Here is a 19,019-nt window from a genome sequence, read left to right on the forward strand (position 1 = left end):
TCAACATGCGTAAGTCTGTCGTCTTTCTCCTCGTCACCGCAGTCGGTGTCACCGCCTACTTCATGGGCCTGAAGAACAGCAGATCCAGCTTTCACGAGTTCAGCCGACCAGCCCAAAGCTACTGGTACGATCCCGAGGTCAAGGAAGCCCGCATTCGAGCCCGCAAAGCTGCTGCAAAGCCGCGAAGCAGATGAACGAGTGAGTGGCCGTCTCACCTCGGACGCCACTGAGTCATGAGTCGCTCGGGCGACTGACGGCACACCGATCAGCAGATCTGCCCTAATTGTGTCCGACCGCCTGCAAAACAAGAAGCGGGATGATTCGGGTCACTTTTGCCTGGTACTCGTCATAGTGGGGGTTTGACACGAGGGCACGCTCCCACCATTCGGCCCTCTCCTCACCGCTGGCTTCGTGAGCGACCATGTCGTGAATCTCCGCTCCGTCTTGCAATCGCGTGGTGGGATGTGCGAGCAGGTTGAAGTACCAGCCCGGGTTCTTGGGCGAGCCACTATCGGCCGCCACCACCGCATAGGTGCCGTCGTGCTCCACACGAATCAGCGGGACCTTGCGCAGCTTGCCCGACTTCGCACCGACGGTCGTCAGGATGACCACCCGGGCGGGCCCCATACTGGCACCCTCGGCACCGTCAGAATTCTCATACTTCGCCACATGACCGCGAACCCACGCGGCGGGGCTGGGTTCATATTCACCGTACAAAGTCACGTTTTCATGGTACGTCTGCAATCGCCTGTCGCATTGTCCTCGGAAGGATTGATCTACTTCATTTGATTCAATCGATGCGTTCAGCGGTCGGACGGCAGCATCGCACGCACGATGACGTCCGCTCCAGTGATGTCTGCTACTTCGGCCCGCCGTTCAATCGGGAAGTTGTTCCTTTGCCGATGAGCTTCGGCGCGAGCCAGAACAGCGCGATGGTGCCGATCACGGCGCGTACGCCGGCGAACGCCAACACCCACCAGCCGACACTGTTTCCTGCGACCAGATAGCCAATGCCGATCAGGCCGAGCACCACATCCGCGGCGTACGGCACCTTCAGCCAGAACAGCAGTCGGCGAGTCGGATCCATACCCCTATCGTCACGCCGCTGACTGCGAATCACCGCAACAAGGCTTACGGTGACAGCCCGATCGTGTTCCCGTAAGCACCTCTGGAGCCGCTCCTACCTCGCCGAGATCGGGGAACTTCCCGTAGCACCGACACCAGTCAGAATCAATCACTCCACCGTCTCGGCAAACGCACCAAGAGAACCTAAGCTGAAGGCAACAAGGGGCCTCAGTCATCGTCGTAGATGACCGCAGGACATGAAGGGTGGGCGCAGTCACAATGCTGAAGCAACTGTCTGCATTGTCAGCCGTGATAGGTCAGAGTCGACTGGAACTGGAGGGGCACAGCCCTGAAGTAGCTTTTCAGATTCTTCGAAAGCGGTTACGCAATCTCCATATCGAGATCTCGGATGACGAGCTTGAACGAATCGCCGGTGATATCGCCCGGGGTGACACGTCTGGCTCCGCTCGAAACGCCATATTCCGCACATCAAACGGTTCCTGAGACTTCGGGCACGATCCTGTGCTGGAAGCCCACGGCATCCGAGCGACTAAAATTTGCACGTGCCCCACGAAGTAGACCCTCTTCGCATTGCTCTCGTCAGCATGCACACCTCACCGGCGGCGGTACCCGGATCTGGTGACGCCGGGGGGATGAACGTCGTGGTACGCCAGCAGGCGGAGGTTCTTGGACGCCTCGGGCACCACGTCGAGATCCTGACCCGGCGCGCATCACCCGACGGCCCCACCATGGTCGAACTCTCCCCGGGGCTCACCTTGCGCCAGCTGGATGCCGGGCCGCGTGAACCGATAGCCAAGGGCGACCACGAACAACTCATCGCCGCCTTTGGCGCGCGTCTGGGCGCCCTCGAGCCGTATGACCTCATTCATTCCCACCACTGGTTCTCGGGAATGGCCGCTCTACCAGTCGCCCACGCGACCGGGGCACCTCATGTGCAGAGCTTCCACAGCATCGCGGCGGATGCCTCGACCCCACTGTCTGCCGGAGAGCGACCGGAGTCCCCCGGCCGCCTTGCAGGAGAAGCATGGCTTGCCCGCGACTCAGATGCGATCGTGACCGTCAGCAAGGCCGAGGCCCACACCGTGGCAACCCGGCTCGGCGGGGCACCTGAGCGAACCTGGGTGGTGACGCCCGGGGTCGATGCGGCGCTGTTCCGCCCGGCGGCGCCACAGCCCGATCTGCAGCTGGGCGAAACTCCTGCGTGGGCCCGTCGTCTCGAGCTGGCCGAGCCCCTCGCGCGGGACTTTGTCGTTGCTGCCGGGCGGCTGCACCCACTCAAGGGCTTCGACCTCGCCATCGAGGCCATCGCGGCGATGCCGCAGCATCTGCGACCGCATCTCGTCATCGCCGGCGAGCCCTCGGAAGACTTCACCGGGTATCTGGACCAGTTGAAAACCAGTGCCAATCGCCTCGGTGTCGCGAACACTGTGAGCTTCATCGGCCCGCAGTCCCGGATGGACCTCGCCACGCTGTTCCGTGAGGCACGCGTGGTGCTGATCCCGTCGCATTCCGAGACGTATGGGCTGGTCGCCCTCGAGGCGGCGGCGAGCGGTGTGCCGGTCGTGGCTGCCGCATCCGGCGGGCTGAGCGAAGCGGTGATCGACGGCGAGACGGGTATCGTGCTCCCCTCGCGCGACCCACAGGTCTGGGCCGATGCCCTGAGCGAGCTTCTTGCGAACCCCGACCTGACCGCCCGATTATCGCAGGCCGCGCGCCAGCGAGCTGAGGGCCTCACTTGGACCCGGTCTACCCGGGAGCTGTTGAAGGTCTACTCTGCTCTGCTCGATCGGGCGGTGCAACCAGCTGAAACCCGCAGCACGACAGACCACTCTGAGACAAGGATTACGCCATGAGCCTCCTCGACGCACGAGATTCGGTGCTCTTTGTTCACGCGCACCCCGACGACGAGACCATCTCGACCGGTGCCCTGATCGCTGAGCTGGTTGCACGCAATATCCGGGTCTTTCTCCTGACCGCGACCCGTGGTGAGCGCGGCGAAGTGGTGCCCGGCCCACTGGCGAACCTCGCTGGCACCGAAGAGCTCACGCGGGTGCGGGAGCAGGAATTGCAGCAGGCGGCCCAGACACTCGGTATCGAGCGGCAATTCTGGCTGGGCGAGCCGCCCGCCCGGGCCACCGGCCGTGCTGCACGCCGCTACCGCGACTCCGGCATGCGGTGGATCCACGCCGGGCTCGCCGGCCCGGCAGATGACACCGACGACCAATCACTCGTTGCGGCACCGCTTGACGAGGTGACCGAAGACGTGTCTGCCCTGATCGAATGGCTGAACCCCTCGCTGGTGGTCAGCTACGACGAGAACGGGGGCTACGGGCATCCCGACCATGTGCGCATCCGCGAGGCGGCATTGGCCGCCAGCGGTGCGCAGACAATCCCCTTCGCAGAGATTCTTCCTGCAGCTACCCCCACCGCTCCGCCTGACGGCGACGATGATGGTCCTGGTGGCCCGGGCTCGACGGATGCGGAGTACTTCACGCTCGACGCGCACCTCGAAACCCTGAAGGCGGCCCTGGCCTCTCACGCGACCCAGCTCACGGTCGACGGCCCTGAGATCATTCACTCCGGTGGACAGCGCCAGCCGATCGAGACGGCCGTGGGTCTGCGCCTGGTTTGAGGCAGATCCGGGCTGGTGGCCTGCTCGGCTTCGCAGAGGCCGTGCACAGCCGCTGGTAGGGCTCTGGGCGCGAAAGTACCCGCCGAGGCTCCCGAACCGGGGCGACGCCTGCTGCGCGACATCGACACTCCGAGGTTGGCAGCGCGGAAATTTAGAGCTCCGTCTCTCGCCCGACGCGCCTACACTGGTGACAGATTGAGCCACCCGGCCAACGGATCGAACCGGATGCGGTTGCACTCCTTGCCTTTCGCGTACCTGCCGTTCACGCTCCGGGCGACGGGGGGCAGTCGGGCCCGACTGCTCAACCAATAGAACCGAGGGAGCGCGAATGTCCACCTACCAACCGCTGCGCGTTGTGCCGCCTCTGGCGCCTCCGCGCCCTGCCAGCGTGAGATTCGTCAGGCCGGCACGGCGTTCCGTGCGCCCCGCGACTGAAGGCAGCAAGAGCTTCCTCGTGACGTTGCTTCTGTCGTACTTTCTTGGTTTCTTCGGCGCCGACCGTTTCTACCTCGGAAAGAACCGCTCGGCACTGCTGAAGATCTTCACCCTCGGGGGCTTCGGCTATTGGGTAGTCATCGATATCCTCATGACGCTTTTCGGCGGCCAACGCGATATCTGGGGTTTGAGGCTGTCAGGATACGACCGGTATAAGAAGACTGCGTGGATCGTCATCGGCGCAATCTTCAGTTCCACCGTGTTCATCAGCATCGTTGCGGCGACAGTCATGGCTACTTTCGGCGGCGAAGGGCTGGCGGCGCTCGGGTCGGCGCTCCTGGTGATCCTTGGCGTCGCAGTGACCTTAGGGGGCACGATCTGGCTGCTGCGTCGTCTTAATGCGCGAGGTGGAACCGCGAGGGCCATCCGCCAGGCCGACCCGGTGCCACAGCGCATTCGCGCGCTCATCCAGAAACTCATGGTGATTCGGCAGCAGTATCTGGTGCATGAGAAGGCAGGCGACAAAATGGCCCCGGCAGTGATCGGCCAGGTCGACTCGCTGGTGGCCAATGTGACCGAACTGTTTCGGCGGCTACAGGTCACGGCCGACATGGCGCAACCCGCACGCGCCCAGATTGAGTACGAGGGCAAACTCCGCAAACTCGTCGCGACTCTAGATCGCGACTACCTTCTGGACGTGCTCGCCAACCCCGGATTGTGGGATAACCCGGAGCAGCGAATGCGTGAGGCGCAGGGGGCGATCGAGTCAGTGAATGCCCAGCTTCTCGAGAGTATCAGGCAGGTCAACGCCCACGTCGGGCTGGTGTTCGAGTTCACTCTCGACGGCCTCGCGGGCCCCCACGAGGCCATGGCCGACTGGCAGCGTGACTTCGACGAAGCGTCAGGTCAGGGCAGATGACCCGCGAATCCTATTCTGGCGATATGGTCGGCTTCGCAGAAGCCGGGCACGATCTCAAATAAGCCCATGGCCACTCGCTCTCCTGTCACCCACTACCCCGCGACCGTGGTGCACCGGTGAGTGCCTCGCGCACAAACTCACGTCTGCAAGTGCTTCCTGACTGCCTCCGAAAGCTGTTCCGCACTCGGTGCCCCGACGAAACCGTTCTCGGTGCGATATACCCGGCACGCCAATTCGGTGACCCGGGCCGCACCCGGAAAAGCGTCGGCCCCGTCGAAGAGAATGGTCGGCGATCCCGCAAACGGTACCGAAGCCGCCTCGGCAGGCGTTGTCAGCAGGTGAAAGTCGATTGTGACATCGGGCATACCGGCTTCATCGAGAACGGCCCGCAGGCGAACGCCAGCTTCCTTCCAGTTCGCACAATCGGCATTGTGCAGAATCTCAACTCTCATACTCCTAGGTCTACACCTAGAAGCCAGAATCGCCGCCCCCTCAGCCACGACCAATCCCACGAACAACACGCGTATGGGCGGGGCTTCACCGTGCACCGGTGTGCCGTTCATGGGCCACGCAGCGGAAAGGCCATCGACCACAAGACCAATACGTCGATGCGGCCCGTCGTCGCACTGCGCAATCAGGTTCCCAAAACCATCCCGCGATCGCAACGGTTCAGTCACATTTCGCGATAATAGCCGTCAGCGGTTGTATTCTGATCAGCTTTGCACTTTTGGGTTCCGCTGACAGAGGAGTCGCGCCATGACCGCCTTCACTATTGAGGAGTTGGCCATTCCGGCCACGATTGATGCCCCGGACGCCGCCGACTTCATCGACATGACCCACGTGCGCAACGAGATCGAAGCCGACGCTGTTGGCACAAGCGAACTCACCTACGAACCGGCTGAGTTGCTGCCGAACTGGCAGGATCCTTATTCACCCCAGACGTGCCTGATTGCCCGAGTGGACGGGCGGATCGTGGCGCGGGCGGTCTACGAGGCGCCTGTCGAGGAGGGGTCGACCGATGCATGGTTCGACATCGGCGTGCTGCCGGCGTTTCGGAGGCTGGGGATCGGTTCCACGTTGTTCGAGCAGCTCGTGGCCATCTGCACGGCAGACGGTCGCACAGTGCAGCAGTCGTACGTCATTCACAAGAGGTCGGATGGCGCTGCGCAGCTGCCGTCGCCGACCGGTTTCGGTTCCGTACCGCGCGACAACCCGGAAACGCAATTTCTCCGGAAGCGCGGGTTCGCCCTGGAGCAGGTCGAGCGGGTCAGTCGTCTGCCGCTGCCACCTGATCCAGCCTCGTTCGCAACGGCACTTTCAGCCGCAACCGCGGCAGCCGGTGACGACTACCGTGTGGTGCAATGGACAGGTCGAACGCCCCAGAAGTGGCTGGCGGGCATGGCGCTGCTGCACCGTCGAATGAGCACCGATTCCCCGAGCGCGGGTTTGGAGCTCAGCGCGGAGGCCTGGGACGAGGGCCGGGTACGCGCACTCGACGAACGTCTCATGACGAGTCCGCGCACACATCTGGTGACCGCTGTGGAGCACGTGCGCACCAGAACTCTCGTCGGGTTCACGGACCTCTCCGTTCCGCCGGAAACCGAGCGCCCCGTCGATCAACAGGACACCCTTGTTTTGAAGGAGCACCGCGGCCGTCGGCTCGGGTTGCTGTTGAAACTCTCAAACCTGCAGTACCTGGCACAGAGTCATGCCGGGCACCCCGCCGTCACGACATTCAACGCCGAGGAGAACCGGCCCATGCTCGCCGTGAACGAGGCAATCGGCTTCGTGCCAGTGGGGTATGGCGGCGGCTGGAAAAGACTTGTCGGCTGAGGCCTTGAGGTTCCAACGAGAATGGCCATGGGTCGCGGCGCAGACGCGAGAAGAGGCGCCCCCGCAACCCACGGGAACGCCTCAACGCGGGGCCGGCTAAGCGGCCGGCCCCGTTCCCAGCGCGACCGTCGCTGTGGCAGACACACCCGATGCATCCACCCAGGTGAGGGTCACGCGCTGGCCCGGCGCGTAGGCGACAAGCGCCGCGCTCAGGTCAGATGGCGAGGTGATCGCCGTTCCGCTGACACCCGTGATCGTGTCACCGGCGGCCAGCCCGGCGTTCGCGGCCGCCGTTCCCTCAAAGACCCCTCCGATCATGGCTCCCGGTACAGCCGGCGCCTGCACGCCGCCGGTACTGAACCCGTTTCCGTAACCGTATGCCGAGTTACCCGCTGAGGGAACCACCTCGACCCCCAGAAACGCGGGGTAGCCGAGTGTGACCTGAGCCGAAGCCTGCCCCGACTCGATATGGCCCGCGATCGACAGCGCGCTGGCGATGGGGATGGAATAGCCGGCGACGGTGCTCCCCCCGGCCGCAGCCGCGGTGTCAATTCCGATGATCGTGTTGTTTGCGTTGTAGAGCGGCCCGCCGGAGTCTCCGGCCTGAATGTTGGCGTTCGACTGGATCAGCCCACTCAGGTGCTCCGATGCCGCCGACCCCTCGGCCCGAGTCGTAATAGTTTGGCCCAGGGCGGTCACCTCTCCGGTGACGGCCGATGGGGTCCCTCCCGCACCACCGGCGTTACCGACCGCGGTGACAGCGGTTCCGACCGACACGTTCGACGAGCTGTCAAACGCGGCAGTTTGCAACCCGGATGCCCCTGAGAGCTGGAGTACGGCGATATCGTCTGTCGCGTCGGTGCCGACGACGGACGCCTTATAACTTTCGCCCGTTGAGACCACCGTGACGCGGATGCTCGTGGAGCCCTCAACAACGTGGTTGTTGGTAAGGATCTCACCGTTCGAGGTGACCACCATTCCGGTCGCCATACCCTCTGCGCTGTCATAGGTGAGCTGTGAAACGACATCGACGATGCCCACCTGTTGCACGGCAGTAGCTGCCACGGTAGGGGTGCTGTCTGATCCGGAAGTGCCCGCGCCGGAAGAAGGTTGACCGAAAGGCGACGCACCGTACCCACCTGACAAGGAGGGAATGTGCCCGAATCCGGATTGCCCCTGATCACCGATCGGGTGGTTCTGACTCCCGGTGGCAATGCTGGACGAGGTGTACGGGGTGGGCCGGTACGGGGTTGGGGTGTCGGCGCCGAACGCCGCGCCGATACCGAATGCCGAGCCCGCCACCATGGTGGCTGCGGCAACGGACGAGAGAACTGCCAGTCTGCCGCGCGTCCGAAGGCTCGTGCCGGGGCGCGTGCTGTTGGCATCATCCGTAGCGTTCATGATTCTGGCCTTCTCGTGCTCTCGGCCTCTTTGGTCATGCCTTCAGAACAGTCCTCGACACTGAATGCATCTCGGGAGTACGTTATGAGCTTGCTGGGAGGTTCACAGAGATTCCTGTAAGGCCCCGCAAAGCCGCTCACATCAGCCAGGGGAACGCCCGGGATACGGGCCATACCTGCTGCGTGGGGTCGATACAGCGAAATTGAGCGTCGTGGAAGATTGCCAGTTCCCGCATGGGCTGACGCGCCTACACTGGTGTCTGATTGAGCCACCCGATTAAGGCATTGAACGGGATGCGGTTGCACTCGGTACCCTCCGCGTTCATTCTGCGTTCATTCCGCTGATGCCCCGAAAGGTGGAATGCGGATCGTGCTCGGCTGCTCAACAACTAGCACAGAGGGAGGACGAATGGCCACTTACCTGCCGCTGGACTTGGTGCCGTCTCCGACGGTGTTCGGGTGGGTGCTCCTTGCCGTCCTGGCGGCAGCCGCCGCCATCCAAGCAACAATCTGGTCCCTCCGTCTTCGTGGTACGAACGCGAGGGTCCCACAGGAGCCCGACGCAGTGCCTCGGCGGATCCGCGCCCTCATCCAGAAACTCATGGTGATCCGTCAGCAGTATCTGGCGCGTGTTGATGCCGGCGACCGAACGGCACCAGCGGTGATCGGGGAAGTCGATTCTTTAGTTGCGAATGTGACCGAGCTCTTCCGACGGCTGCAGGTCAAGGCCGACGACACGCAATCCGGTCACGCCCAGGTTGAGTACGAGGACAAACTCAGCAAACTCGTCGCGATTCTGGACCGCGACTACCTGCTGGACGTGCTCGCCAACCCCCGACTGTGGGATGACCCGGAACAGCGAATGCGAGAGGCGCAGGGCGCGATCGAGTCGGTGAATGCCCACCTTCTCGACAGTATCGTGAAGGTGAACGCCCGCCGAGGTATGTTGTGCGAGGTTGCGCTGCAGGGCCTCATGGGGCCACGCAAAGCGATGGACGACTGGCAGCGCGACTTCGACAAGGCGTCGGGCACCACATAGCCCCAGTATGCGGCTTCGGCGCGCTCGCGACAACCACCGCCGAAGAAGCCGGAGTCAGTTGGATCAGAACGGAACAGGCCCCACATCTTCCGATGTGATGTGTTCCCTCCAGAAACCTTGGGTGGAGCTGAGGGGATTCGAACCCCTGACCCCCTGCATGCCATGCAGGTGCGCTACCAACTGCGCCACAGCCCCGTTCTGTTCGCGCCACAACTGACACGCGAAGACAACTTCCTTAGATTACTACATTCTGCAGCCGAGGTGATAACCGAATCGCGGTTCGGCTCAACCTTCTGCGCCCACAGGCGCTTCGAGCTCGATCGGGATGCTCGGGCAGTCCTTCCACAGCCGCTCCAGCGAGTAGAACAAGCGGTCCTCCTCGTGGAACACGTTGACCACCAGGTCGCCGTAGTCCAGGAGCACCCAGCGGCCCTCGGTGCGCCCCTCGCGCCGCAGCGTTTTGAACCCCGCTTCCAGCATCTTCTCCTCCACATCGCGGGCGATGCCTGAGACGTGGCGCTCACTGTGCCCGGTGACCAGGAGGAACACATCGCTGAACGGCAACGGCCCAGACACATCCAGTGCGACCAGATCCTCCCCCTTCATATCGTCCGCAGCTGCGGCTGCGACCTGAAGTTGGACGTGGGCGTTTTCGGACGCGCTCATAGGCAGAAACTCACATTGTTTGTTGGTATCGATGGGTGAATCAGAAGTACCCCAGAATTGCACCGGCGGCGAAGAGCCCCACCACGCCGACGGCCAGCGCGCCGGCAGAGATCGCCAGCGCCATCGGCAGTCGGTGGCTCGTCTTCGCAGCCTTGCCGACCACGTCTCCGGTCGGTGTGACCGAACTAACGGCTGAACTGGCACGCACGGGTTCTGAACCGGGCGCGTGCACCATCGCCGTGTCTACCCGCACCTCTTCCTCGTCGAACATGCGGTCAAGAGCCGAGGTATCGAAGCGGGCGTGCTCCCCCGTGGTTGACAAGCTGGTCGGCAGGTCGACGGTATCGGTTTCGAGCTTTTCGCCCGACTTTCCCATTGCCCCCCATGCGGACTCTCTGGACGGGACCGTGGGCAGAACCAGGGTGCTGCCGATGGCGCCATAGCCAGACGTGTCGGCCGGGCCGGAAAGGATGTCTTCAAAACTCGGCTGATCCTTCTGGCTTGCCGCAATCGACCAGTGCCCGGTCGGTGGGTGGAAGGAGCGCGTGTGCGACCCATCAGGGTCGTCAGTGCCTTCTGGAACTTCAGCGCCTTCTACAACCTCAGCTTCTTCTGCAACGTCAGCTTCTTCTACAACGTCAGCGGGCGACGATGCCAGTTCACTCGTTTCGAGCACTTCCGCTGCAGAGAACGCCACCGTCTCCGGCTCGACCCTGACGGGTTTCGGAACCACAGCATCTGGTTCAACTTCGGCGAGGGTGATGAATTCTGTCGCGGGCAGTTGCTGATCGAGCAGATCATCATCAACAAAATCTTCGTCGACCTGCTCGAGAACGATGGGCTCGGGTTCGACGTCTGCCTGGGCTGGAGCCCCGTCAGCGGGATCGACACCGTCGGTCTTCCCCAGCAACTCGGTGCTCGGGCCGGATGCCTCGGGTCCCGGACCTGCCAGGCGCTGGGCTTCCTCGGCGGCGCGCAACTCGCGCAGCTGACGCCTGGTCAACGTGTGCTCGACGTCGTCTCTGGCAAAGCTCGGGCGTCCCGAAGGAGCAAAGAGTGAATCCGACGTTGGCACGACCCTGGCCGCTGCTGGCGACTTCTGGTATTCCGAATATGAGGTGACCGGTGCATCCGGGAGCGCAGGGCCGGGCTGTTCTGGTTCTGGTGTCGCCCGGCTGTCCTGCGGCGCGAAGGGCTGTTCAGGAGTCGCCTGTGGCGCGTCTCCCGCCGTCGACGTTTCGGCAGCGTGTTCTGCTGCTTCGGCGTCTTTCGCGTCTGGGCCGTCTTCGGGCGCCCGCCACGACGGGTCGCTGCCAGCCAGCGCGGCCATTCGTTCGCGCTCGCGCAACTCGCGGCGAGTCAGGGGCTGCGAATCGTGGCGGTCAGTCATGCCAGACTCCGATACAGGTGGTGTTTCGAGATATATTGCACAACACCATCCGGAACCAAATACCACACGGGGTAATTTCGTTCTACCCGACTACGGCAATCGGTCGATGAGATGGCGAGTGCCGGAACTTCAAGCAAGCTTACGTTCTCATTCGGCAAACCGGAAACAGTCAGCTCATGTCCCGGGCGACTCACAGCAACGAAGTGTGCCAGAGACCAGAACTGTTCAACGTCCTTCCACGCCAGGATCTGCGCGATGGCGTCGGCTCCGGTGATGAAGAACAGCTGGGCATCCGGCCGGCTCTTCTGGATGTCCTTCAGAGTGTCAATCGTGTACGTGACCCCGAGCCGGTCGATATCGACGCGGCTCACATTGAACTGTGGGTTGGAGGCTGTCGCGATCACGGCCATCAAGTAGCGGTGTTCTGCCAGAGACACGTGCGGCTTGTCGACCGGTTGCCCCGTCGGCACGAAGATGACCTCGTCGAGGTCGAACGACCGTGCAACCTCGCTGGCGGCCACGAGGTGACCGTGATGGATGGGGTCGAAAGTGCCGCCCATCACCCCGATCCTTGGGCTGCGCACTGCCGTTTCCGTCATTGAAGGCTAACGATCAGTGTTCACTCTTCGTGGTGGCCACGTCGTGTCCGGGGTGAGGCGCATGCACATCACGAGCCAGAGCATGCCGGTGTGCAACGTCGCGGTACGACCACAGCACGAAGCCGAGGGCGGCGAAGACGATGATCGAGATGGCCCCGTACATGATGGTCGGCATCGGGATGGCGACCAGTTCGTGCGAGGCCTCGGTCATGACGGCAGTCACAAAGGACATAACAACTCCAATTCAAAAAAGCGCTTCTCACCCAAGATTCTAGTTGAACGAACTGGTAGGTCGCCTACGCCCACGCCCATTCCCCTTTCGATCGTGAAGCTCGGGCAGCTATTGGCTGCTTTCGTCGTCAGCGATCTTCTCGTCGTCCAGGGTGTCCCCTTCGCGCCAGAGCCCGGCTTCTCGCTCGCGTTCGAGCTCAGCACGGGCCTCGGCCTTGGCATCCATGCGTGCGAGGTACTCTTCACGTCGCTGGCCACGAGTGGCCCGGGTGCGCTCCCCCAGGCGTGCATCGGTGCCGCGCGGTGCGGTGACCAATTCAGCGGCAGACGTGAGGGTCGGTTCCCAGTCGAAGACCATCCCGTCGCCCTCGCCGATGATCACGGTCGACCCCGCCACCGCCCCCGCGCTGAACAGCGAGTTCTCGATCCCGAGTTTGGCCAGCCGGTCGGCGAGGAACCCAACCGCTTCGTCGTTGTTGAAGTCGGTCTGCTGCACCCAGCGTTCGGGCTTGTCTCCGAGGATGCGGTAGATGTTGCCATAGGTGCCGCCCTCGACACGCACGACGAACTCGGCCTCGTCGACGGGGCGTGGTCGCATCACGATGCGCGGCTTGATCGCCTGCGCGGCGATGTCACGGTTCCGCTGCTCGGCGACGATCTCGCCGAGCGCGTAGGTCAACGGCTTCAGCCCCTCATGGCTGATCGAAGAGATCTCGAACACTGGGTAGCCGCGCTTCTCCAGTTCGGCGCGCACGAACCCGGCCAGCTCACGGCCGTCGGGAATGTCGATCTTGTTCAGCGCGATCAGCTGTGGCCGCTCCAGCAGGGGCAGTTGCCCCACTGGCACTTCGTAGGCCGCCAGCTCCGCGAGGATCACCTCGAGGTCGCTGATCGGGTCACGCCCCGGCTCCAGGGTGGCGCAGTCGAGTACGTGCAACAGCGCAGTGCACCGCTCCACATGGCGCAAGAACTCCAGGCCGAGACCCCGACCCTCGCTGGCGCCTTCGATCAGCCCCGGAACATCGGCCACGGTGTAGCGGTGATCTCCGGCCTGCACGACACCGAGATTCGGGTGCAGCGTGGTGAACGGGTATTCGGCGATTTTGGGCTTCGCAGCAGAGATGGCGGCGATCAGGCTGGACTTGCCGGCGGAGGGGTATCCGACGAGGGCGATATCCGCCACAGTCTTCAGCTCGAGTTGTACGTCACCTGCCCATCCGGGCGTGCCCAGCAGCGCGAATCCTGGCGCTTTGCGCTTGGTCGATGCGAGCCCGGCGTTTCCCAGCCCTCCTCGACCTCCCGGAGCAACAACGAACTCCATTCCGGGTTCGTTCATGTCGATCAGTTCGTTGCCCCTGGCGTCTTTCACCACCGTGCCCACCGGCACCGGAAGGTCCAGACGCTCGCCGTTGGGGCCACTGCGGTGGTCGCCCATTCCCGGGCCGCCGTTCTTCGACGAACGGTGCGGGCTGCGGTGATAGCTGAGCAGCGTGTTCACTTGGGGATCTGCCACCAGCACGATGTCGCCGCCGTGACCGCCGGCCCCGCCGTCTGGGCCTCCAAGCGGCTTGAACTTCTCGCGCAGCACCGACACACAGCCGTCACCACCGCTTCCGGCGCGCAGGTGAAGCGTCACCTGGTCTACGAATGTGACCATCGGGTGCTCCTTCCATGAGCGGGATGTCGCGGATGATGTGCGTGCCTGCAAAAGCGTAAGGGGCGAACCGAAGCCCGCCCCATCGCAAAAAACCTAGAAGACCTGCCCTATTCGGCGGCCACCACGATGTTGACCACCTTGCGGCCGCCCTTGGCGCCGAACTCGACAGAGCCGGCAGACAGAGCGAACAGTGTGTCGTCGCCGCCCCGGCCCACGTTCACGCCGGGGTGAAAGTGTGTTCCGCGCTGGCGCACGATGATCTCGCCCGCGCTGACTACCTGCCCGCCGAAGCGCTTCACGCCGAGGCGCTGCGCGTTGGAGTCACGACCGTTGCGAGTGGAACTCGCACCCTTTTTGTGTGCCATTAGTTGATCTCCTCAGATCCTTGCAAAGCTGAAAATTGCTGTGAGCAGCCTGTTACTTGATGCCGGTGATCTGAACGCGAGTGAGCTCCTGGCGGTGCCCCTTGCGACGCTTGTAACCGGTCTTGTTCTTGTAGTTCTGGATGACGATCTTCGGCCCGCGGAGGTCACCGAGCACCTCGGCGGTGACGGTCACCTTGGCCAGAGACTTCGAGTCTGACGTGATCTTGTCGCCGTCAACCAGCAGAACAGCGGGAAGCACCACGTTTCCATCGTCGTCTGACTTCACCCGGTCCATCGTCACAATGGTGCCGACCTCAACCTTTTCCTGCCGACCACCGGCGCGCACAACTGCGTAAACCACTCTCGTACCTAATTTCTCTGGGGGGCTCGTGGCCCCGAGTCAAACCGTGCTGAAGATTTTCTTGGCACACTGCGAGGTCAAACCCTTCGCACACCAACGGTCTACTGTACTTGATTTTGACCGCCCCGGTCAAACGCACCGCGTGGCGCGCCGCCATTGTTCGCCGCTGTTTAGAATCATGCCATGGCCGTGTTGATCGATACCCCGATGTGGCCGGCGCACGACACCGTGTGGTCGCACCTGGTGAGTGATGAGTCTCTGGAGGAACTGCACGCGTTCGCCCGGGCGAATCGGATACCGCCACGCTCGTTCGACCTCGACCACTACGACGTTCCCGCCCACCGCCACCACGAACTTGTTTCAGCTGGTGCCGTGCCCGTCAGCAACCGCGAATTGGTGCTTCGGCTGATCTCCAGCGGTCTGCGTGTGCGCGCACGAGATCGGCCCCGCAACCACCGTTGAGGGTGGTGACGGGGCCGACGTGGGCTCTGCCCGGCTACGAGTCGCTCAGTGGGATTCGGTCTCGTCCTTCGTCACTGTGGGCACTACCCCGCCGACCAGCGCTGAGGTGCTCACGCGGCGCGAGCGGCCACGACCCTGGCCCGGGGCCTTCGGCGCGGGCAGGGCGTCCAGAACCGAGTCAAGAATCAACTCTTTGTCGTGCTCGCTGAGGTGAGGCTTCTCATGACTGGCCTTTGCGATCGGAATGTCGAGAATTTCGATCTCGGCCGGCGAGTCCTGCCGGGCAGGTGCCTCGGCACGCTTCGGTTCTTCGGCTGGCGCCGCTTTCACCGGCTCCGTCTTCCCCCGCTCTGCCTTCACCTGCTCAGCATGCACCTGCTCAGCATGCACCTGCTCGAAGTCGAGGGTTGGGCCGGCTTCGGTCGACGTGTTCCGCGAGCCTCGACGCCCTGACCTGCGGCGACCGCTGGCCGATTGCCTCGGCTGGTCCGTGCCGGAAGAACCAGCATCGGAAGCACCAGCATCGGAAGCACCGTCAGGGGAGGCCGCGGCATCCGACTGGCCGGCATCCGGGTTTTCGGCGCCAGCCTTCTTCTCTTCCGGTTCTGTCTGCCGTGCGGTTGTCGACTCAGTCGGCTCAACCGTGGGCTTCTCGGTGACAGGATGCTCGGCCGCCTTGGTGTCGGCACCTCCGACAACGGGGATCGCGGCTGTCGGCGGCCTCGCCTCACTGCCGATCGTGCTGGCCGCGATCTTGGCCAACGCGTTCTTGGCATCAGCTGTGATCGCGTGGGTGCTGATCGGTGCGGTCACAGGGTGCGCGTTGTTGTTGCCACCGCCGTTGCCCCGGCCGCCACGGCGGCGCGGTTCCTGCTGCGACTGGCGGTTCTTCGCCACCGGGTCGTGTTGGATGATGATTCCGCGGCCCGCGCAGGTCTCACAGTTCTCGCTGAACGACTCGATGAGCCCGAGGCCGATCTTCTTTCGCGTCATCTGCACCAGCCCGAGGCTGGTGACCTCGGCGACCTGGTGCTTGGTGCGGTCTCGGCTGAGGCACTCGACCAGACGGCGAAGCACAAGATCTCGGTTTGACTCGAGCACCATGTCGATGAAATCGACCACAATGATTCCGCCGATGTCACGAAGCCGCAACTGCCGCACGAGTTCTTCGGCCGCTTCGAGGTTGTTCTTGGTGACAGTTTCTTCGAGGTTTCCACCAGAACCCACGAACTTGCCGGTGTTGACATCGACAACGGTCATGGCCTCGGTGCGGTCCATCACAAGCGACCCGCCGGAAGGCAGCCAGACCTTGCGTTCGAGAGCCTTCTCGATCTGCTCCGAAATGCGGTACTCGTCGAACGAGTCCTTGTTGCCGGTGTGCTCGTGCACGCGATCGAGCAGGTCGGGTGCGACCTGGCCCAGGTACTCGGTGATGGTGTCCTGGGCGTCCTGGCCAGAGATGACCAATTTCTGGAAGTCCTCGTTGAACACATCGCGCACGATCTTGATCAGCAGGTCGGGCTCGCTGTGCAGGAGTGCCGGTGCCTTCTGGTTCGCCACCTTCTCGCTCAGCTTTGCCCACTGCGCGATCAGACGGTTGACGTCAACGGTCAACTGCTCCTCAGTGGCCCCTTCGGCCGCGGTGCGCACAATCACGCCCACGTTCTCAGGCAGTACCTCCTTGAGGATCTTCTTCAGGCGTGACCGCTCGGTGTCGGGCAGTTTGCGGGATATCCCGTTCATTGACCCGTTCGGCACATAGACCAGGTAACGACCGGGCAGGGAGACCTGGCTGGTCAACCGGGCACCCTTGTGGCCGACAGGATCCTTGGTGACCTGCACAAGAACCTGGTCGCCCGGCTTCAACGCCAGTTCGATACGGCGTGGCTGGTTTCCGGTCTCGGCGGCGGCCCAATCGACCTCACCGGAGTAGAGCACGGCGTTGCGGCCGCGTCCGATGTCGACGAATGCGGCTTCCATACTCGGCAGCACGTTCTGCACGCGGCCGAGGTAGACGTTGCCGATGAGTGAGGCGTCCTGGTTCTTCGCAACGTAGTGCTCGACGAGCACACCGTCTTCGAGCACACCGATCTGCGTCTTGTTGTTCTTCGAACGAACCACCATGACGCGGTCGACAGCTTCGCGGCGCGCGAGGAACTCGGCCTCGGTGATCACCGGGCGTCGGCGACCGGCGTCCCTGCCATCCCGGCGACGCTGCCTCTTCGCTTCCAACCTGGTCGAGCCACGAACCTTCTGCGGTTCGGTGATCAGCTCGCTTTCGGCCCGCGGGGCGCGCACTTTGACGACGGTATTGGCCGGATCGTCAGCGCCCTGGCGGTTTTCCTCGCCCGGGCGTCTGCGCGCGCGACGACGCACCGAGGGGATCTCCTCGTCGAAGTCATCTGACTGGGCAGACCGGGTGTCGCTGTGCGACCGCGCCGGCTGGAGCGGCACATCCGGCGCCTGGAAGATCAGTGAGGTGGTGCTTCGCACGCCGGGTGCTGCCGCCGCCTCGGTCTTCGAAGCGCTGTCATCCTCTTCGGATTCGGGCGCTTGTTCGCTGCCCACTGGGCCAGAAGCATCGGGCTTGCCGGGTTCCTTTGATGTGTCATCGGCGAGCTTTTCGGTCTTCGGCTCGTCAGCTTTGGTCTTGTCTGCTTTGGTCTTCTCGCCCGTCGCCGCCCGTTCCGGCGCGCGTGCCCCTGTCACTGGCTCTGTCACTGGCTCAGGTTCTGCCGCGGGCGGCTGAGCGGTCGGCGCCGGCACGTCAGGCCGCCGGGCGGCCTGATCTTCAGCTGCAGGAGCCGGTTGCGGTGGCGTCACCGTCTGGGTCTGGCTGGTCGCCCGCCTGGATGGTTTTCTTCCACCGAACAGGCGGCCCAGTTTCATTCCGTTTCCCGCTTGCTTCGTTCCGTCAGTGTCATGGTCATTTTTATTGTTGTCTTCCACCATCACTGGTGCACTCCCTGTCCTTCAGGTTCGGGCCGCGCCCTGGCCTGCTAGGTACTCTCTCGTGCAGAATTTCCGTGCGCTGTCTCGCGACTTCGCGTGGATTCCTGCTAATCCTTTTGTCTCAGGCGACCGGCCCGTGGCATCGATCGCTGCTTGTTCGTGTGTGTCGAATTTCAAACTCTCACTTCGTCGACACGTGTCTGACTGCACTCGAGTCGCCTCCCTGTTCGGGAGAACCCACTTCAAGTGCGTTGTCGGGTTCACGACCCGAAAAGCTATAACTGTGCGCCACACCGAGCGCGGCTCGGATGACTACTTTTGATTATCGCATGCATTCGACCACGGATTCCCAGCGTTGGCTTTTCACGGTGTGCCATAATCCGAGTGTGAGCCGAAACTCCACTGAGAAAACACCCACACTGTTCGCCATATTTCTGATCGTTGCCGGCCTCGTCGGCCTGTACGCCTCGTTCCAGCTGACACTGGAAAAATTGAGCCAATTGGAGTTCCCGAACAAGCCGCTGTCCTGCGACTTCGGCCTGTTCGTCACCTGTGGCCCCAACCTGAGCTCCGCCCAGGGCTCAATTCTGGGCTTCCCCAACTCGTTGATGGGCGTAGCCGCATTCGTGGCACCGATCGCGGTTGGTGTCGGCCTGTTGGCCGGGGCTCGCTTCGCGCGCTGGTTCTGGGTGATCTTCAACCTTGGCGTGTTGGGTGCCTTCGTCTTCATCGGGTGGCTGATCAGCCAGAGCCTGTTCGTTATCGGAACACTCTGCCCGTACTGCTTGGTCACCTGGTTGGCGGTGATCCCGCTGTTCTGGACGGTCACGTTCTTCACTCTCAAGAACGGCTACGTGATCGATTCGGCCGCCGCCCGAAACTTCGGCCGGCACGCCTACAGTTGGGTGATCAGCATCACCATCGTGACCTACCTGATTCTGGCCATCCTGATCCAAGTGGGCCTCGACGCCATTCAGCAACTGTTCTGACCC

Annotated in this window: 20 protein-coding genes and 1 tRNA gene; 8 read left to right on the top strand and 13 right to left on the bottom strand. The window is 63.1% G+C overall.

Translation table 11 applies throughout. The features are described from left to right. Positions 1-5: 5 nt before the first annotated feature. Positions 6-194: a hypothetical protein gene (locus DL891_RS03105; RefSeq protein ID WP_111718964.1), complete on the top strand. Its 189-nt coding sequence runs from the start codon at positions 6-8 to the stop codon at positions 192-194. Between the two features lie 85 nt (positions 195-279). Here the strand turns inward: DL891_RS03105 and DL891_RS03110 are convergent, their stop codons facing one another. After that, positions 280-723, bottom strand: coding sequence for a nitroreductase family deazaflavin-dependent oxidoreductase (locus DL891_RS03110; protein WP_111718965.1), 444 nt, complete (start codon positions 721-723; stop codon positions 280-282). Between the two features lie 136 nt (positions 724-859). Further along, positions 860-1,087, bottom strand: a complete 228-nt coding sequence (locus DL891_RS03115) for a hypothetical protein (RefSeq protein ID WP_111718966.1) — start codon at positions 1,085-1,087, stop codon at positions 860-862. Between the two features lie 541 nt (positions 1,088-1,628). On the opposite strand from DL891_RS03115, the gene DL891_RS03120 reads away from it, so the two are divergent. The 3 genes from DL891_RS03120 (at position 1,629) to DL891_RS03130 (ending at position 5,072) form a co-directional block, all read left to right on the top strand. Continuing rightward, positions 1,629-2,939 (top strand): glycosyltransferase, encoded by a 1,311-nt coding sequence (locus tag DL891_RS03120; protein ID WP_232818979.1) that lies wholly within the window; start codon positions 1,629-1,631, stop codon positions 2,937-2,939. Further along, the gene (locus tag DL891_RS03125; RefSeq protein WP_111718968.1) at positions 2,936-3,718 is read left to right on the top strand and encodes a PIG-L family deacetylase; all 783 of its coding nucleotides are present in this window, start codon (positions 2,936-2,938) and stop codon (positions 3,716-3,718) included. The genes DL891_RS03120 and DL891_RS03125 overlap by 4 nt, the downstream gene beginning before the upstream one ends. A 328-nt stretch (positions 3,719-4,046) precedes the next feature. Further along, the gene (locus tag DL891_RS03130) at positions 4,047-5,072 is read left to right on the top strand and encodes a TM2 domain-containing protein (protein ID WP_111718969.1); all 1,026 of its coding nucleotides are present in this window, start codon (positions 4,047-4,049) and stop codon (positions 5,070-5,072) included. 137 nt (positions 5,073-5,209) lie between these two features. Here the strand turns inward: DL891_RS03130 and DL891_RS03135 are convergent, their stop codons facing one another. Next, positions 5,210-5,524, bottom strand: coding sequence for a hypothetical protein (locus tag DL891_RS03135; protein ID WP_111718970.1), 315 nt, complete (start codon positions 5,522-5,524; stop codon positions 5,210-5,212). A gap of 304 nt (positions 5,525-5,828) precedes the next feature. Between DL891_RS03135 and DL891_RS03140 the strand changes: the two genes are divergently transcribed. Then, entirely contained in the window at positions 5,829-6,905 is a 1,077-nt protein-coding gene (locus DL891_RS03140) for a GNAT family N-acetyltransferase (RefSeq protein ID WP_111718971.1), read from the top strand. 96 nt (positions 6,906-7,001) lie between these two features. Here the strand turns inward: DL891_RS03140 and DL891_RS03145 are convergent, their stop codons facing one another. Further along, positions 7,002-8,306 (bottom strand): S1C family serine protease, encoded by a 1,305-nt coding sequence (locus tag DL891_RS03145; RefSeq protein WP_111718972.1) that lies wholly within the window; start codon positions 8,304-8,306, stop codon positions 7,002-7,004. A 408-nt stretch (positions 8,307-8,714) separates the two neighbouring features. Between DL891_RS03145 and DL891_RS03150 the strand changes: the two genes are divergently transcribed. Continuing rightward, the gene (locus DL891_RS03150; RefSeq protein WP_111718973.1) at positions 8,715-9,344 is read left to right on the top strand and encodes a hypothetical protein; all 630 of its coding nucleotides are present in this window, start codon (positions 8,715-8,717) and stop codon (positions 9,342-9,344) included. Between the two features lie 122 nt (positions 9,345-9,466). Here DL891_RS03150 and DL891_RS03155 read toward each other — a convergent pair. The 8 genes from DL891_RS03155 to rplU form a co-directional block, all read right to left on the bottom strand. Further along, a tRNA-Ala gene (locus tag DL891_RS03155) sits at positions 9,467-9,539 on the bottom strand. Between the two features lie 90 nt (positions 9,540-9,629). Beyond that, positions 9,630-10,010 carry a ribosome silencing factor gene (gene rsfS / locus DL891_RS03160; RefSeq protein ID WP_111718974.1) on the bottom strand — a complete coding sequence of 127 codons (381 nt, stop codon included), beginning with the start codon at positions 10,008-10,010 and terminating at the stop codon, positions 9,630-9,632. A gap of 40 nt (positions 10,011-10,050) precedes the next feature. After that, positions 10,051-11,400: a hypothetical protein gene (locus DL891_RS03165; protein ID WP_111718975.1), complete on the bottom strand. Its 1,350-nt coding sequence runs from the start codon at positions 11,398-11,400 to the stop codon at positions 10,051-10,053. Continuing rightward, positions 11,397-11,999 carry a nicotinate-nucleotide adenylyltransferase gene (gene nadD / locus DL891_RS03170; RefSeq protein WP_111718976.1) on the bottom strand — a complete coding sequence of 201 codons (603 nt, stop codon included), beginning with the start codon at positions 11,997-11,999 and terminating at the stop codon, positions 11,397-11,399. Before nadD ends, DL891_RS03165 begins: the two co-directional genes overlap by 4 nt. Before the next feature lie 13 nt (positions 12,000-12,012). Beyond that, positions 12,013-12,231, bottom strand: coding sequence for a hypothetical protein (locus DL891_RS03175; RefSeq protein WP_111718977.1), 219 nt, complete (start codon positions 12,229-12,231; stop codon positions 12,013-12,015). 108 nt (positions 12,232-12,339) lie between these two features. Next, positions 12,340-13,887, bottom strand: coding sequence for a GTPase ObgE (obgE, locus tag DL891_RS03180; RefSeq protein WP_111718978.1), 1,548 nt, complete (start codon positions 13,885-13,887; stop codon positions 12,340-12,342). Positions 13,888-13,994: 107 nt separating this feature from the next. Then, positions 13,995-14,252, bottom strand: a complete 258-nt coding sequence (rpmA, locus tag DL891_RS03185) for a 50S ribosomal protein L27 (RefSeq protein WP_111718979.1) — start codon at positions 14,250-14,252, stop codon at positions 13,995-13,997. A 52-nt stretch (positions 14,253-14,304) separates the two neighbouring features. Beyond that, a complete protein-coding gene (rplU, locus tag DL891_RS03190; protein ID WP_111718980.1) occupies positions 14,305-14,613 on the bottom strand; it encodes a 50S ribosomal protein L21 in 309 nt (102 codons plus the stop codon). Positions 14,614-14,796: 183 nt separating this feature from the next. Between rplU and DL891_RS03195 the strand changes: the two genes are divergently transcribed. After that, the gene (locus DL891_RS03195) at positions 14,797-15,075 is read left to right on the top strand and encodes a DUF4031 domain-containing protein (RefSeq protein ID WP_111718981.1); all 279 of its coding nucleotides are present in this window, start codon (positions 14,797-14,799) and stop codon (positions 15,073-15,075) included. A gap of 45 nt (positions 15,076-15,120) precedes the next feature. On the opposite strand, the gene DL891_RS03200 is transcribed toward DL891_RS03195, so the two are convergent. Further along, positions 15,121-18,027 (bottom strand): Rne/Rng family ribonuclease, encoded by a 2,907-nt coding sequence (locus DL891_RS03200; RefSeq protein WP_111718982.1) that lies wholly within the window; start codon positions 18,025-18,027, stop codon positions 15,121-15,123. 386 nt (positions 18,028-18,413) lie between these two features. Here DL891_RS03200 and DL891_RS03205 point away from each other — a divergent pair, with 386 nt between their 5' ends. Then, positions 18,414-19,016, top strand: a complete 603-nt coding sequence (locus DL891_RS03205; RefSeq protein ID WP_232818980.1) for a vitamin K epoxide reductase family protein — start codon at positions 18,414-18,416, stop codon at positions 19,014-19,016. Positions 19,017-19,019 lie beyond the last annotated feature (3 nt).

The sequence above is a fragment of the Homoserinimonas sp. OAct 916 genome, from assembly GCF_003260275.1.
Taxonomy (GTDB): domain Bacteria; phylum Actinomycetota; class Actinomycetes; order Actinomycetales; family Microbacteriaceae; genus OACT-916.

Coding starts and splice junctions, on each gene's coding strand:
- rsfS (WP_111718974.1), bottom strand. CDS start 10,010: ATGAGCGCGTCCGAAAACGCCCACGTCCAACTTCAGGTCGCAGCCGCA.
- DL891_RS03175 (WP_111718977.1), bottom strand. CDS start 12,231: ATGTCCTTTGTGACTGCCGTCATGACCGAGGCCTCGCACGAACTGGTC.
- DL891_RS03135 (WP_111718970.1), bottom strand. CDS start 5,524: ATGAGAGTTGAGATTCTGCACAATGCCGATTGTGCGAACTGGAAGGAA.
- DL891_RS03140 (WP_111718971.1), top strand. CDS start 5,829: ATGACCGCCTTCACTATTGAGGAGTTGGCCATTCCGGCCACGATTGAT.
- DL891_RS03105 (WP_111718964.1), top strand. CDS start 6: ATGCGTAAGTCTGTCGTCTTTCTCCTCGTCACCGCAGTCGGTGTCACC.
- DL891_RS03145 (WP_111718972.1), bottom strand. CDS start 8,306: ATGAACGCTACGGATGATGCCAACAGCACGCGCCCCGGCACGAGCCTT.
- nadD (WP_111718976.1), bottom strand. CDS start 11,999: ATGACGGAAACGGCAGTGCGCAGCCCAAGGATCGGGGTGATGGGCGGC.
- DL891_RS03150 (WP_111718973.1), top strand. CDS start 8,715: ATGGCCACTTACCTGCCGCTGGACTTGGTGCCGTCTCCGACGGTGTTC.
- DL891_RS03200 (WP_111718982.1), bottom strand. CDS start 18,027: ATGGTGGAAGACAACAATAAAAATGACCATGACACTGACGGAACGAAG.
- DL891_RS03195 (WP_111718981.1), top strand. CDS start 14,797: ATGGCCGTGTTGATCGATACCCCGATGTGGCCGGCGCACGACACCGTG.
- DL891_RS03125 (WP_111718968.1), top strand. CDS start 2,936: ATGAGCCTCCTCGACGCACGAGATTCGGTGCTCTTTGTTCACGCGCAC.
- DL891_RS03115 (WP_111718966.1), bottom strand. CDS start 1,087: ATGGATCCGACTCGCCGACTGCTGTTCTGGCTGAAGGTGCCGTACGCC.
- rpmA (WP_111718979.1), bottom strand. CDS start 14,252: ATGGCACACAAAAAGGGTGCGAGTTCCACTCGCAACGGTCGTGACTCC.
- DL891_RS03165 (WP_111718975.1), bottom strand. CDS start 11,400: ATGACTGACCGCCACGATTCGCAGCCCCTGACTCGCCGCGAGTTGCGC.
- DL891_RS03130 (WP_111718969.1), top strand. CDS start 4,047: ATGTCCACCTACCAACCGCTGCGCGTTGTGCCGCCTCTGGCGCCTCCG.
- obgE (WP_111718978.1), bottom strand. CDS start 13,887: ATGGTCACATTCGTAGACCAGGTGACGCTTCACCTGCGCGCCGGAAGC.